The 13,998-nt window shown below is 70.3% G+C and carries 14 protein-coding genes; 4 read left to right on the plus strand and 10 right to left on the minus strand.

The annotated features are described in order from the left end of the window. Nucleotides 1-28 precede the first annotated feature (28 nt). The 5 genes from BN4251_RS16405 to BN4251_RS16425 all read right to left on the minus strand — a co-directional run bounded on the left by BN4251_RS16405 (nucleotide 29) and on the right by BN4251_RS16425 (nucleotide 4,754). Nucleotides 29-1,462 (minus strand): TroA family protein, encoded by a 1,434-nt coding sequence (locus tag BN4251_RS16405; RefSeq protein ID WP_087486434.1) that lies wholly within the window; start codon nucleotides 1,460-1,462, stop codon nucleotides 29-31. 153 nt (nucleotides 1,463-1,615) lie between these two features. Further along, on the minus strand, nucleotides 1,616-2,959 hold the full coding sequence (gene gdhA / locus BN4251_RS16410; RefSeq protein WP_087486074.1) for an NADP-specific glutamate dehydrogenase: 1,344 nt from the start codon (nucleotides 2,957-2,959) through the stop codon (nucleotides 1,616-1,618). 291 nt (nucleotides 2,960-3,250) lie between these two features. Next, nucleotides 3,251-3,463, minus strand: a complete 213-nt coding sequence (locus BN4251_RS16415) for a helix-turn-helix transcriptional regulator (protein WP_087486075.1) — start codon at nucleotides 3,461-3,463, stop codon at nucleotides 3,251-3,253. 12 nt (nucleotides 3,464-3,475) lie between these two features. Continuing rightward, complete coding sequence (locus tag BN4251_RS16420) at nucleotides 3,476-3,880, minus strand: hypothetical protein (RefSeq protein ID WP_087486076.1); 405 nt, start codon at nucleotides 3,878-3,880, stop codon at nucleotides 3,476-3,478. A 148-nt stretch (nucleotides 3,881-4,028) separates the two neighbouring features. Further along, nucleotides 4,029-4,754 carry a glycerophosphodiester phosphodiesterase gene (locus tag BN4251_RS16425; protein ID WP_087486077.1) on the minus strand — a complete coding sequence of 242 codons (726 nt, stop codon included), beginning with the start codon at nucleotides 4,752-4,754 and terminating at the stop codon, nucleotides 4,029-4,031. Between the two features lie 248 nt (nucleotides 4,755-5,002). Here BN4251_RS16425 and BN4251_RS16430 point away from each other — a divergent pair, with 248 nt between their 5' ends. Next, complete coding sequence (locus BN4251_RS16430; protein ID WP_087486078.1) at nucleotides 5,003-5,419, plus strand: hypothetical protein; 417 nt, start codon at nucleotides 5,003-5,005, stop codon at nucleotides 5,417-5,419. A 24-nt stretch (nucleotides 5,420-5,443) separates the two neighbouring features. Here the strand turns inward: BN4251_RS16430 and BN4251_RS16435 are convergent, their stop codons facing one another. The 5 genes from BN4251_RS16435 to BN4251_RS16455 all read right to left on the minus strand — a co-directional run bounded on the left by BN4251_RS16435 (nucleotide 5,444) and on the right by BN4251_RS16455 (nucleotide 10,581). Then, a complete protein-coding gene (locus BN4251_RS16435; protein ID WP_087486079.1) occupies nucleotides 5,444-6,205 on the minus strand; it encodes a glycerophosphodiester phosphodiesterase in 762 nt (253 codons plus the stop codon). A gap of 68 nt (nucleotides 6,206-6,273) precedes the next feature. Further along, the gene (locus tag BN4251_RS16440) at nucleotides 6,274-7,032 is read right to left on the minus strand and encodes a glycerophosphodiester phosphodiesterase (RefSeq protein WP_087486080.1); all 759 of its coding nucleotides are present in this window, start codon (nucleotides 7,030-7,032) and stop codon (nucleotides 6,274-6,276) included. Between the two features lie 123 nt (nucleotides 7,033-7,155). Then, on the minus strand, nucleotides 7,156-8,550 hold the full coding sequence (locus BN4251_RS16445) for an ABC transporter substrate-binding protein (RefSeq protein WP_087486081.1): 1,395 nt from the start codon (nucleotides 8,548-8,550) through the stop codon (nucleotides 7,156-7,158). 109 nt (nucleotides 8,551-8,659) lie between these two features. Continuing rightward, nucleotides 8,660-9,565, minus strand: a complete 906-nt coding sequence (locus BN4251_RS16450; RefSeq protein ID WP_087486082.1) for a carbohydrate ABC transporter permease — start codon at nucleotides 9,563-9,565, stop codon at nucleotides 8,660-8,662. Further along, nucleotides 9,562-10,581 (minus strand): carbohydrate ABC transporter permease, encoded by a 1,020-nt coding sequence (locus tag BN4251_RS16455; RefSeq protein WP_087486083.1) that lies wholly within the window; start codon nucleotides 10,579-10,581, stop codon nucleotides 9,562-9,564. The genes BN4251_RS16450 and BN4251_RS16455 overlap by 4 nt, the downstream gene beginning before the upstream one ends. Nucleotides 10,582-11,088: 507 nt before the next feature. On the opposite strand from BN4251_RS16455, the gene BN4251_RS16460 reads away from it, so the two are divergent. From BN4251_RS16460 to BN4251_RS16470, 3 genes are all read left to right on the plus strand, one after another. After that, a complete protein-coding gene (locus tag BN4251_RS16460) occupies nucleotides 11,089-12,174 on the plus strand; it encodes a LacI family DNA-binding transcriptional regulator (RefSeq protein ID WP_087486084.1) in 1,086 nt (361 codons plus the stop codon). A gap of 82 nt (nucleotides 12,175-12,256) precedes the next feature. Continuing rightward, a complete protein-coding gene (locus BN4251_RS16465) occupies nucleotides 12,257-12,778 on the plus strand; it encodes a ferritin (RefSeq protein ID WP_087486085.1) in 522 nt (173 codons plus the stop codon). A gap of 125 nt (nucleotides 12,779-12,903) precedes the next feature. Beyond that, nucleotides 12,904-13,968, plus strand: coding sequence for an LLM class flavin-dependent oxidoreductase (locus tag BN4251_RS16470; protein ID WP_087486086.1), 1,065 nt, complete (start codon nucleotides 12,904-12,906; stop codon nucleotides 13,966-13,968). Nucleotides 13,969-13,998 lie beyond the last annotated feature (30 nt).

The following is a 13,998-nucleotide window of genomic DNA, read 5'->3' on the forward strand; positions in this document are numbered from 1 at the left end:
GAGGGTCACCGAGGAAGCGTCGGCCTGCTCACGCGTCCTCGCCGTGATCGTGACCCTCGTGGTCGTGGCCCTCGTGGTCGTGCTCCTCGGAGTCCTCGCCGTGGTCGTGCTCTTCGTGGCCCTCGGAGTCGCCCGCGTCCTCGTCCCGGCCGGGCGCGATCTCGTACTCCCCCGAGGCGGTGCCCGTGGCCACCTGGATCTCGTGCGGGACGACGGGCAGCTCGAGCTCGCGGTAGGTCTCGCCGCTGGCGATGTCGACCATGGTGAGCGTCTGCGCGGCCGGGTCCACCACGAAGGCGGTGCCGTCGGCGACGGACATCATCGGGCCGGCCTCCTGCCACTGCTCGGGCTCGGTCCACTCGCCCGTCACCGGCACCTCGTGGAGCATCTCGCCGGTCTCGGGGTCGAGGATGTTCAGCTCGCCGTCGTAGGTGAGCACGAGCGCCTCACCGTCCGGGCCGCGATCCAGGGAGCGGAACCAGTAGGGCGAGCCGAGGTCGACGGTCTGCATGGTGGCGTCGCGGGTGTCGATCAGTGCGATCTCGGTGGGCCGCTCGATGCCGCCGGCGGGCTCCGCCTCGACCTTGTGGTCGGCGAGCACGATCGGTGAGTCCGGGTGGCCCTTCTGGTTGCCGGAGCGCTGGTAGTCGCCCTCGATCGCGACCTTGTGGAACTCTCCGTCGCGGTAGATCACGGACCCGTTCCCGCAGCCGAGAGAGATCACATCGCCGGACTCGGTGGGCTGGGCGGCGGCTTCGCCGTGCACGCCGGGGCAGTCGTCGGTCTCGGCGACGAGCTCGCCGTCGGCGTCGAGGACCTGGACGGTGCTGCGGGCGTCCTCGGTGCCCTGGGTGGTCAGCAGACCGCCGTCGGCGAGCGGCACCGCGACCCCGTGGTGCGGGGCCTCGGTCGCGGTCTGCTCGAGCACCTCGAGCTGGCCGTCGCCGAGGGAGGCGGGGTCGATGAGGGTGATCGCGCCGGTGCCGTCGGCGAAGATCGCGGTGCGATCGCCGTGGGGGACGACGTGGCCGGGGTGCGGGGCCTCGACGGAGAGGTCCGTGAGCGCGGGGTCCTGGACGTAGTAGTGGAAGTGGTCGCCGTGGCCCTGGACCAGCAGGCCGGTGTCGTACATGGTCACGGCGTCGGAGGCGCTGACCGCGACGTGGCGGCCGTCGCCGGCGGGGTTCAGCCGCACGTAGCCCTCGAGCTCGGCGGTGCCGAGCGTGGCGCCGTCGGTCGAATCGAGCGTGGTCACCCCGCCCTCGTGGGCGAGCACGATCCGCGGGGACAGCGCGCCCACCTCGGTGCGGTCGGAGGTGGTGGTCTCGGAGTCAGTGCCGCCGGTGTCCGCGCCGCCGGCGTCGGAGGAGCCGGTGCCGGTGCCGGTGCCGCAGGCGGCGAGGGTGAGGGCGCCGAGCCCGAGCAGGGCGGCCGTCCGACGCTTCGTGATAACAGCTCTCATCAGGTGCATGCCAGGAAACTACCAGCGAATGAGAATCTTTCCCATTTGCCAGAGCGTGCGCTGCGTCACAACACCTTCGGGGCATGAAGAACGCCGCCGCCCGCTCCCCGGAGGATGCGGACGGCGGCGTCGAGCGTCACCGCAGGTCGCGGCTCAGATCACGCCGAAGGCGATCATCGCGTCGGCCACCTTGCGGAAGCCCGCCACGTTGGCGCCGAGGGCGTAGTCGCCGGGACGGCCGAACTCGTCGGCGGTCTCCAGGCAGGTGGTGTGGATGCCCTTCATGATCTGGGTGAGGCGCTCCTCGGTGTGCTCGAAGCTCCAGGCATCGCGGCTCGCGTTCTGCTGCATCTCCAGAGCGGAGGTGGCCACACCGCCGGCGTTCGCGGCCTTGCCGGGGCCGTAGCGCACGTCGGCCTCGCGGAACACGGCCACGGCCTCGGGGGTGCAGGGCATGTTCGCACCCTCGGAGACCGCGAGCACGCCGTTCTTGACCAGGGTGCGCGCATCCTCGACGTTGAGCTCGTTCTGGGTCGCGCAGGGCAGTGCGATGTCCACCGGGACGTCCCAGACGCTGCCGTTCGCGACGAAGCGGGCACCGTTTCCGCGGCGCTCCGCGTACTCGACGATGCGGCCGCGCTCGACCTCCTTGATCTGCTGGAGCAGGGCGAGATCGACGCCGTTCTCGTCGACCACGTAGCCGGTCGAGTCGGAGGCGGTGACGGGGATGCCACCGAGCTGGCGCACCTTCTCGATCGCGTAGATCGCCACGTTGCCGGAGCCCGAGACCGCGACGCGACGGCCGTCGAAAGAGGAGCCGTTGGCCTTGAGCATCTCGTCGGCGAAGATGGCCGCGCCGTAGCCGGTGGCCTCCTTGCGCACGAGGGAGCCGCCCCAGTCCAGGCCCTTGCCGGTGAGCACGCCCGCCTCGTAGCGGTTGGTCAGGCGCTTGTACTGACCGAAGAGGTAGCCGATCTCGCGAGCGCCCACGCCGATATCACCGGCGGGGACGTCGGTGTACTCGCCCATGTGGCGGTGCAGCTCGGTCATGAACGACTGGCAGAAGCGCATGATCTCGCCGTCGCTGCGACCGTGGGGGTCGAAGTCGGAGCCGCCCTTGCCGCCGCCGATGGGCAGGCCGGTCAGGGAGTTCTTGAAGATCTGCTCGAAGCCGAGGAACTTCACGATGCCGAGGTTCACCGAGGGGTGGAAGCGCAGGCCGCCCTTGTAGGGGCCCAGGGCCGAGTTGTACTCGACGCGGAATCCGCGGTTGACCTGCACCACGCCGTCGTCATCGACCCACGGGACGCGGAAGATGATCTGGCGCTCGGGCTCGCACAGCCGCATCAGGATGCTGTGGTCCTGGTACTCGGGATGCCGGGACTGCACGACCTCGAGAGACTCGAACACCTCCCGGACAGCCTGGTGGAACTCGGGTTCTCCGGGGTTGCGGTGGAGAACCTGGTCGTAGGTCGCCTGGAGCGTCGAGTCGAGCATCGCGGTCCTTTCAGGGGGCCCGGGGCCCCCGGTGTCTCAGGGGGTCTCCACGGAAGCGGAGGTCACGGCGCGGCCCACAGTACGCGTCGGGTGGACACGAAGGCATTCAGCGTTCGACGAGTGAACATGCAGACCCCTGTCGCACCGATACACAGGCACTTTGCCACCGACGCCACTGTTGCCCAGGTCACGCCTCTTCGTCCGGCACGCCGATCCGGCCTCGCTATGCATGGAGTGCGCCCCGGCCGCGCGATGCGCAACCGGGGCGGGCAGATCGATATCACCCTGAGATCACCCTCCGGAGAGGTCCTCCTCCTCGGGGGTGAAGATCTCCTCGATCGAGCACTCGAAGAGCGCTGCGATCCGGAAGGCCAGCGGGAGGGAGGGGTCGTACTTGTCGTTCTCGAGGGCGATCACCGTCTGCCGGGAGACGCCGAGGGCCTTGCCGAGCTCCGCCTGCGACCAGCGGCGCTCTGCACGGCGGGCCTTGAGATCGTTGCGCATGATCGGCCTCTCTCAGCGGTAGCGGACGGCGGAGACGAGGGTGCCCACGAGCCAGCCGATCATCAGGATCGAGAAGGCGAAGATCCAGTTCATTGAGGGCAGCAGGTAGAACTGCAGCACGCCGACGGCGAGGATCAGCGGGGTGGCGACCACGAAGGCGAGCAGGATGGCCTCGGCGATCTTGCGGCGCTCGAACTCGTCACCGCTGCGGTACATCTCGATGTTGGACCAGGCCATGAAGCTCACCGCCGGCACCACCAGCAGGGCGGGGATCCAGGCGGGGATGCCGATGCCCGGTGCGAGGTAGGCGAGGAAGAGTGCGGCGAAATACAGCGCCATGCCGATCCCGAAGCGGAGGAAGAAGGCGCGGTTGGCGCGAGTGCGAGCGGTGGGGCGGGGAGAGGCGGTGGCGGTCATGGCAGCTCCTTCAGCTGTGCCGGACGGGGTGCGGGTGACGGGGAACCGAAGGTGATGGTTGCCGCATCGACACCTCAAATGTAAGGCACGCTTGACATCAGAGTCAAGGAGTCTTGACAGATTTTGTCAAAGTTCCTTGACTCGCTGGTCAGCGCCCCGCGCCGAGCTCGCGCAGCACCCAGGCCGGATCGTCGGTGGTGATCGAGTCGGAGTCGCAGACCAGCGCCACGGCGAGCTGTTCGGGCCGGTTGACCGTCCAGGGGTTCAGGCGCAGGCCCGCCTCGTGCACGGCGCGGGCGGCGCGAAGGCAGAGCCCGTCGATCGCGGGGCCGATCCCTGCGGCGCCGAGGCCGACAGCGGTTCGCACCGCTTCCTCGGTGACCTGGCCGACGAGGTAGGAGACGGGGGTGTCCGGGCTGCCGCGGCGGATCGCCTCGAGCGCCTCGGCGTGGAAGGAGATGACGGTGGAGGCCCTGGCCGGGGAGTCCTCCGGCAGCTGGGCGAGCAGCGCGGCGACGGCCTCGCCGGCGTCGGCGACCTTGACCTCGATGAACACGGGCACGGTGGTCATCTCCAGCAGCTCGGCGAGGGAGGGGACCCTCTCGCCGCCCTCGAGCAGCACGGTGTCGAGCTCGGCGCGGGTGAGCCCACCGATCGCGCCGGTGCGCAGCGGGGAGTCCGCCGCGGCGGTGCGGTCGATGGTCTCGTCGTGCATCACCACCACGTGCCCGTCGGCGCTGAGGTGCACATCGCACTCGAGCAGCTGGGCGCCGTCCTCGAGCGCGCGCCGGAACCCGGCGAGGGTGTTCTCGGGGGCGTGCGCGGGGGCTCCGCGGTGGCCCACCACGAGCGGGGCGGGGGACTGGGTCTTCACGGATTCTCCTGAGGGTTCGGGACGGGAAGGAAGGAAGGACAGCAGGTCAGCGTGGCCGCACGGGAAACCCCTCGACGTGAAGGGTGCCCTGGGTCACACTATGGGGTGCGGCGTCATGACGGCGCCGTGCATCCGGCGAGCGGCTGCGATCGGTCCCGGGTGCAGGTTCCCGGAAGGACCAGGACCTGGGACACGCACTCCCCCGTCGGATCGCCGCCGCTCTGGCTGGCGCCGCCCTGAGCACCGCGATGCTCGCCGCCTGCGGCGGGGGCGACGAGGCCTCGCCGCCGACGGACGAGCCGGTCACCGAGGAGGCTCCCGCCGAGGACACCGAGGACACCGAGGACGGTGACAACACCGAGACGGACGACACCGACGGCACCTCGGGCACCACCAACCTCTTCGAGGGCACCTGGGGCTTCGGCCACGACTCGAAGGTGCTCAGCGCCGAGGAGCTCGGCGACCTGGTCGAGGAGCGCGCCGAGGAGCTCGGCCCGGAGGAGATGAGCCTGGACGTCGAGCGCGAGAGAGGGATCGACACCGGCGTCGGGCAGACCGAGGCGGACTGCACCGCCTTCGCCGACGAGGGCGTCGAGCACGCCTGGCACATCACCGCGGGACCGGCCGATGCCGGACTCGAGGTGCAGGTCGAGAACGTCCGCTGACGCACCTGCTCACCGTCCCTGCGCTCATCGCTCGGTGAGCGCCGCGAGCTCCCGACGGGTCAGCGCCGGGTCATCGGAGCCGATCCACTCGATGCCCAGCTCGAGCGCGAGCGGCAGGTCCTCCGGAGTGCGGACCTTCCAGATCAGCGGGGTGATGCCCGCGGCCCGGATCCGCTCCGGATCGCCGTCCTGCAGCTCCGAGGTGCGCACGGCGAGGGAGGCGACCTGGACCTCGACGGCGTCCGCGAGGGCCTGGTCGGTCAGCTCGCGCACGATCAGCTGCCGCGGCACCTCGGGCGCGGTCCGCTGGGCGAGGCGCAGCGCCTCGACGTGGAAGGAGATGAGCCGGGCCGGGAGATCGTCCCCGGCCCAGCCCGAGTCGGGATAGCGCGCGGTGAGGATCTGCGCGGCGAGCTCGGCGGCCGCGGGGGCCTTGATCTCCACCAGCACGGTCGCGCGGCACCCGTCCTCGCCGCGGTGGGCGTCGGCGACCTCGAGCACCTGGGTCAGGGTGGGAATGTGCTCTCCCTCGCCCACCAGCACCTGGTCGAGCTCGGCGCGGGTGAGGTCAGCGACGGCGCCGGTGCGCAGCGGGGAGTCCTCCTGCGCGGTGCGGTCCAGGGTCGCGTCATGAAGGATCACGTCCTGCCCGTCGGCGCTGAGGTGCACATCGCACTCGAGCATCTGCGCACCGTCGGCGAGGCCGCGACGGAAGGCCTTCAGGGTGTTCTCGGGGGCGACGTCGGCCGCGCCGCGGTGCCCGACGATCAGGGGCAGGGACTGCATGGGGTGGCTCCAGGAGGGTGCGAGAGGAGCGGGCGGCGACCCGGCGCACCGGGGCGCCGCCCGGGGGATCAGACGGCGACCCGCCGCTCCATCAGGCCGAGGGCCCAGGCGGGGTCGTCGACGGTGATCGTGTCGCAGCCGAGCTCGAGGGCGCGCTCGAGCTCCTCCTCGGTGCGCGCGGTCCACAGGTTCAGCGTCGCGCCGAGCTCCGCGGCCCGCTCCACATCGCCCTGGCGGGCGTCGGCGATCCGCACGCCCACGTGGGCGACCTGCAGGTCGCGGCAGGACTGCCACCACTCGGGGGAGGTCGCGGTGGTGGTGCGCATCAGCGGGATCTGCGGTGCCCGCTCGGCGGTGCGGCGCAGCGGCTCCTCGTGGAAGGAGAGCATGCACGCCGGGGCGGTCGCGGGATCCTCCCAATCGGCCTCGTCGAAGCGCTCGAGCAGCAGGTCGATCACGAGGTCCGCCGCTGCGGGCGCCTTGATCTCCACCAGCACCGGCACGCGGGTGCCGTCCTCGCGCACCGCGGCCTCGAGCACCTGCGCGAGGGTGGGGATGTGCTGGTCCTTGCCCACCAGCACGCGGTCCAGCTGGGCCCGGGTGAGCTCCGCGACGGCGCCCGTGCGCAGCGGGGAGTCCTCCTGCGCGGTGCGGTCCAGGGTCGCGTCGTGGATGATCACGTCTTTGCCGTCGGCGCTGAGGTGCACATCGCACTCGAGCCACTGGGAGCCCTCGGCGACACCGCGCCGGAAGGACAGGATCGTGTTCTCGGGCTCGACGGCGGCGGCGCCGCGATGCCCGACGATCTGGGGCTGCTGGGGGGTCATGGTCTGGATCTCCTCGGTACGGGCATGCTGCCCTGTTCATTCTGTGGCCCGATGGGCCGGGGCCGCGACCCCGGGGCCGGACAGCCCCCGGGGTCGCGGATCATGCGGAACCTGCGGGGCCGGTCAGTTCCAGCCCTCGAACTGCACGGCCTCGTAGTCCTCGCGGTTGTCGTCGAGCCGGTCCTGCAGCTCGGCGGCGAGGGACTCGAGCACGGCGGCGGGATCGGCGTTGTCACCGAAGACCTCGCCCATCGCCGCACCGATCTCGGTCACGGAGGCCTGGTCCCAGTTGGTGTAGTCCGCGGTGCGGGCGTTCTCCAGCTGGGCCAGCGCGACCCCGTAGTTGGGGTTGGCGGCGACCTGGTCCTTCACCATCTGGGTCTCCTCGGAGCCCTTGACGATCGGGACGTATCCGGTGCCCACGTGCCACTCGGCGGCCTGCTCGGGCTGGGCGAGGAAGCGGAACAGCTCGGCGCAGGCATCCTGGCGGTCCTGCGAGTCGCTGCGCACGATGTGCAGGCCGGAGCCGCCGGTGGGGACCTGCTTCTGCTCGCCCTCGCGGGAGAGCATGTAGGCGGTGCCGATCTCGAAGAGACCCTCGGTCGCCTCGGTCTGACCGGTCAGCGAGGCCGTCGAGCCGCGCCAGCCGGCCGCGAGGCCCGAGGCGAAGTCGGTGCCGGAGGCCTGGGCGAGGTAGCCGTAGCCGTCGTCGTGGATGAACTTCCGCATCCACTCCAGCCACTCCACGCCCTTCTCGTCGGCGATCGTGACCTCGAAGTCCTCGTTCGAGTTGGCGCCGCCGAAGCCCCAGATGTCGGCCTGGCCGTGCCAGGCGTCGGGGCCGAAGGCGATCGCGGACAGCGGGCGGCCGTCGACCTCGATCTTGGCGAGCTCGGGAGCGAACTCGGCGAGGTCCTCCCAGGTCTCCGGGCCCTCCTCGGGCAGCCCGGCCTCGATGTAGCGGGTCTTGTTGTAGTAGAACAGCGGCGTCGAGCGAGCGAAGGGGACGGTGTACGTCTCGCCCGCGGCCTTGCCCTCGGCCACGTAGTTGTCGAGGTAGACGTCCAGGTTCCACTCGTCGTCGAAGTAGCCGTCCAGCGGGGCGAGCGCACCAGACTGGTGGAACTGCAGCCACTGCATCTCGGGGAAGCAGACGATGTCCGGCACGGTGCGGGCCTGCAGGGAGGCGGTGAACTTCTGGTTGAGGTCCGCGTAGCTGCCCACGGACTCGGCGATCGCGACGATCTCGTCCTGGGACTCGTTGAAGGCGGTGAACAGCTTCGAGAGGATCTCGTAGTTGTTGCCGGTGAAGGGCGCCCAGAACAGGATCGGGGTGCGGCCCTCGTACTCGGCGGGGACGGTGAGATCCGCCTGGGAGAAGCCGTCGCGGACGGAGCCGTCGCCGGCATCGCCGCCACCGCCGGGGGCGCCGCAGGCGGCCAGGCCGGCCGCGCCGGCGCCGAGGCCCATGGCGGCCAGCAGGTTGCGACGGGAGAGGGTCGAGGTGGTGCGCTTCATGGAGTTCGCTCCTTGCGAGGGAAGGCGTCCGGGCAGGACGACAGGGCGTGCGGGGTCTTCGGGGGTGGTGGGGTGGTGGGTCGGGCGGGCGGCACGGGGGCCGCGGTCCTCACTTCATGGCGCCGGCGGCGAGGCCGCCGATGATGCGCTTCTGGGCGAGGAAGAACAGGATCAGCATCGGCAGGGAGACGAACACGGCGCCGGCCATGATCACGCCCCAGTTGCTGTAGCCCTCCTGGCTGCGCAGGAAGAGCAGGCCGATGGGCAGGGTGCGCATGTCCGCGGTGGAGGTGACGATCAGCGGCCACACGTACTCGTTCCACTTGCCGACCATCACGATCAGCGTCGCGGTGAGGATCATCGGGCTGGACAGCGGCACCACGATGGTGAGCATGCGGCGGATGTGGCCGGCGCCGTCGATCTCCGCGGCCTGGAGGATGTCCTTGTCGATCGTGCGCATGTACTGGAACAGCAGGAACATCGCGAAGGCGCTCGCGATCCCGGGGAGGATCAGGCCGGCGTAGGAGTTCAGCCAGCCGAGGTTCGCCACGGTGATGTAGTTGACGATCAGGGTGACGTGGCCCGGCAGCATGAGCGAGCCGATGATCAGCACGAACGCGATCTTCTTGAAGCGGAAGTCGACGAACACGAAGGCGTAGGCGCACAGGATCGCGAGCGTGATCTCGAGCAGCGTCCCCACGCCGGTGGTGATGATCGAGTTGAGGAAGAAGCGATCGAAGGGGGCGCTGCCCCAGGCCTCGGTGAAGTTCTCGAAGGTCAGCTCGCGCGGGAGCCACCGCAGCGGCCAGGAGTAGATGTCCTGGTGGGGCTTCATCGAGGAGGAGAACAGCCAGAACAGCGGCACCAGGAAGATCGCGATGGTGGCGAGCACCGCTCCCATCAGCAGGCCGGTCTTCCAGGCGGGGCGGCGGGGGCCGCGATCGCGGCCGCGGTTGCGGGGCGCGGGCTCGGCGGCGCCGGCCAGGGCGTCCTTGTCGACGGTCAGAGTGCTCATGAGTCGTAGTTCACCTTCTTGTCGCCGTAGCGCACCTGCACGTACGTGATGATCAGGAGGATGACCAGCAGCACCGTCGCGGCGGCCGAGGCAGTGCCGATGTCGAACTTCTGGAAGGCCTCCTCGTAGACCATCCAGCTCAGGGTGCTGGAGGAGGTGCCGGGGCCTCCGCTGGTCATGATCGAGATGATGTCGAAGGCCTGGGCGGCGGAGATGATGCCGGTGATCGAGAGGAAGAACGTGATCGGGCTCAGCAGCGGCAGCGTGAGGTGGCGGAACAGCTTCCAGCCGTGGGCGCCGTCGAGGGCCGCGGCCTCGTAGAGGTCCTTGGGCAGATCGAGGATCGCGGTGTAGCAGATGACGGTGACGAAACCGAGGCGCTGCCAGGTGTAGGCGATGGTGATCGCCCACAGCGACCAGTCCGAGGTGGTGGTCCAGGCCGGGGAGTCCGCCCCGAACAGGGAGAACGCCCAGCGCGAGAGCCCGTAGTTGGGGTCGAACATGAACAGCCACAGGATGCCCACGGCCGCGCCGGGGAGCATGTGCGGGGCGAAGGCCATGGTCTGCGCGAAGCCGGTGAAGGGCACCTTGGTGGCCAGCACGCTGCCCAGCAGCAGGCCCAGCACCAGGGAGCCGATCACGCTCACCCCGGTGAAGATCAGGGTGTTCATCAGGATCTGGCCGAAGCTCGCATCCGTGAACAGGTCGGTGTAGTTGCCCAGGCCCACCCATTCGGGGCTCGGGGAGACGAAGTCCCACTCGAAGAAGCTCAGCCCGATGTTGTAGAGCGCCGGGTAGTAGGAGAAGACGATGATCGCGATGAGGTTCGGGGCGATCAGCGCTCCGAACAGCAGCGCGTCACGTCGCACGCGGCGGCGGCGCTGCGGTGAGCGTCGACGCGCCTCGCTGCGCCGAGGCGGGGCCTGGGGGGCGGAGGGGCCCGCCGACGAGCCCTTCGTGTCACTCCCGGCCGGTGCCTGCTGGCCCGGGCGGGGAGTGCGGACGGCGAGTGACATGGGAGCGCTCCCAGCTTCCTGGTCGGGGTGACTGCCCGGTGGGCGGTCGCGGTGAGGGCGGAGGTCTCGGCGATCCCCCGCAGGGCGGGGCGGCCGACGGTCGGACCGGGGTCCGGGGCGTTCCGCGGCCGGGCGGCTGGCGGCCGCTCCGGCTCCGTCGACAACCCTCACCGTAGAGATCTCCGCACGGCCCGCCAAGAGTGCGTCTTCGCAGGTGAATCGCGTATGAACGGCATCTGTCACCGCTGGTGGGAGCGCTCCCACACCGCGCGCGGAGGGCTCTCCAATGGCGCCTCACGCCCCGTCGTGGGATGCGATCCACCCGATGTTCACCCCCCGGCCCGCGAATGTTCTTCGCGCGCCGGTTCTGGTCAGCACTCCAAGAACTCGGACTTCACCCGGCGGTCACCCGGTCGCCCTGGTGCACGTCACCTGGTGGGCTATCGTGCGCAGACACATCGCCCGGAGTCCTCGGACGATCGGGCGTTCGCGAGAGAGGAGGCGACGATGCCGCGCTCACCCACGATGGAGGACGTCGCGCGCTCCGCGGGCGTCTCCCGCTCCACCGTCTCGAGGGTGTTCCAGAACAACGGGGAGCGGGTCTCCCCCGATGCGCTGATCGAGGTCCACGAGGCCGCGCGGCGCCTGGGCTACGTGCACAACCTCGTCGCGAGCGGCCTCGCGATGCGGCACGGCCGTCAGCTGGGCCTGCTGATCCGCGATGCCACCAATCCCGCCTACGGCCACCTCCATGCGGAGTTGAACCGGGCGGTGGAGGCCGCAGGACGCACCCTGATCTCGGTCACCGCCTTCCGCCACGACTACGGCACCGCCGAGGTGGAGGGCCTGAACCGGCTGATCGGGCAGCGGGTTGCCGGGGCCTTCGTGGGCACCGGGGTCACCGCCGCCGAGGACCTGGTCGAGACCGTCACCGCGACCCCGCTGATGATCATCGGCCGGCCCAACACGCATCCGCAGATCGACTCGGTCAGCTACGACGAGCGCACCCACGGCCGGAGGATGGCGGAGGAGATCGCCGCGCGCGGGCATCGACGGATCGCGGTGCTGGTCGCTCCGCTGCTCTACTCGCGCGTGTTCGACCTGCGCATCCGCAGCCTCGTCGAGCGGTGCGAGGAGCTGGGCGTCGCCACCGTCCCGGTGGAGCTGCTGCCGGTGGAGCAGGGTGTGGTGCGGGCGCTCGACGCCGCGCGCGACGAGGGGCTCAGCTGCATCGTCTGTCCGGTGGACTACGTGGCGCTGGATCTGCTGCGCGCCGCCGCCGTGCGCGGCACGCGGATCCCGGAAAAGGTGAGCATCGTGGGCTTCGACGGGCTCGGCGACGGGCTGGACCTGCTGGGCCTGACCACCTTCCGCCTGCCGGTGCGCGAGGTCGCACAGCGAGCCGTGGTCCGCATGGAGGAGCTCCTGGTGCGCGCCCAGGAGGACCCGGAGGGCCCACCCGTCGGGACGGGCGATGCGGAGCCCCGGACCGGCGCGGAGATCGAGGCCCGCACCGCGCAGCACGTCGTGGTGGCTGGGGAGTTCATGCCCGGCCGCACTCTCTCGGGTGTGCCCGAGCATCTGCTCAGGTAAGCCTTCCCGAACTCCATCGATGCAGGTCAGGACAGGCTCTCCATGCGTGACAAGCTTTCGGCGGAAGGCTACTGTCAGCCCCATGAAGATGAGCAATGACCTTGAGAAGAAGTTCCAGGAGCAGATCACGCTCGAGTTCGCCGCGTCGATCACCTACCGCCAGCTGGCCATCGAGGCCGATGAGCAGGATCTGAGCGGCATCGCGGCCTGGCTGCGCCACCAGGCCGATGAGGAGATCGTCCACGCCAACAAGTTCATCCAGCACGTCTCGGACCGCGGCAACCACGCGACCATCGGCGCGATCGCCGCCCCCGAGGTGACGCCCGGACTCTCGGTGCTGGAGATCTTCGAGGCCGCGCTCGCGCATGAGGAGAAGGTCTCCGAGTCGATCCGCGAGCTGTACCGCAGCGCGGACAAGGAAGGCGACTACGACTCCCGCCCGCTGCTGAACTGGTTCGTGGACGAGCAGTTCGAGGAGGAGGCGACCGTCTCCGAGATCATCGGCCGCGTGAAGCTGGTGGGCGAGGACGGCTCGGGCCTGCTGCGCCTGGACGCGGAGCTCGGCCAGCGCCCGGCCGAGTCCACCGAGGCCGACGGGGACTGATCCGCGCAGGTCGTCACACCGGGGCGGGAGCCGTTGCGTGCGGGAGCCGCATCGACCCTCGTCGCCGACACGAGCCGTGACATACGTGCCTGGTCAATATTTCAACCACCGTCTAGACTGGCCCCATGCGTGCCTTCGGATTCCTCAGCTTCGGCCACTACGGCGGCAGCCCCGCCCAGGGCGGGCTCAGCGCCCGCCAGATGCTCCATGACGCGATCGACATCTCCGTCGGCGCCGACGAGCTGGGCGTGAACGGCGCCTATTTCCGCGTCCACCACTACGCCAAGCAGTCCGCCGCCCCCATGCCGCTGCTGTCCGCGGTCGCCGCGCGCACGCAGCGGATCGAGGTGGGCACCGGCGTGATCGACATGCGCTACGAGAACCCGCTCTACCTCGCGGAGGAGGCGGCGGCGCTCGATCTCATCGCCGACGGCCGGGTGGCGCTGGGCATCTCCCGCGGCGCGCCCGAGGCGGCGGATCGCGGCTGGGAGTCCTTCGGCTACACCGGCTCGACCGACCCGCGCGGGGCCGACATCGCGATGTCGAAGTTCGAGGTGTTCCTCCAGGCCATCCAGGGCCATCCGATGACCCGCGCGGCCGCGCAGCCGTACATGTCCGATGCCGCGCCCCACGCGCCGCTGCGCATCGAGCCGCAGTCCGAGGAGCTGCTCCGCCACATCTGGTGGGGTGCGGGCTCGCGTGAGACCGCCGCCCGCACCGGCTCCCAGGGTCTGAACCTGATGAGCTCGACCCTGCTCACCGAGGCCACGGGCGCGGCCTTCGGCGATCTGCAGGCCGAGCAGATCGACGTGTTCCGCGAGGCGTTCAAGGAGGCGGGGCACACGCACACCCCGCGGGTGTCCGTCTCCCGCAGCGTGTTCCCGATCGTCACCGAGCAGGATCGGATGCTGTTCGGGATGCGGCCGGGCGAGGACTCGGACCAGATCGGCATCATCGACGGCACCCGCTCCACCTTCGGCCGCTCCTACACCGGCGAGCCCGATCAGCTGATCGAGCAGCTGAAGGCCGATGCCGCCGTGCAGTCGGCGGACACCCTGCTGCTGACGATCCCCTCGCAGGCCGGGGTGGAGCTGAACCTCCACATCCTGGAGTCCTTCGCCACGCACGTCGCCCCGGCGCTCGGCTGGAAGCCCAACACGGAGGGTCCCGTCCAGGGCGATCCCGTCTGAGCCGGCCGGGCCGTCGGCCCCAGCACGTAG

This window comes from Brachybacterium massiliense, from assembly GCF_900184245.1.
Classification (GTDB): Bacteria; Actinomycetota; Actinomycetes; order Actinomycetales; family Dermabacteraceae; genus Brachybacterium; species Brachybacterium massiliense.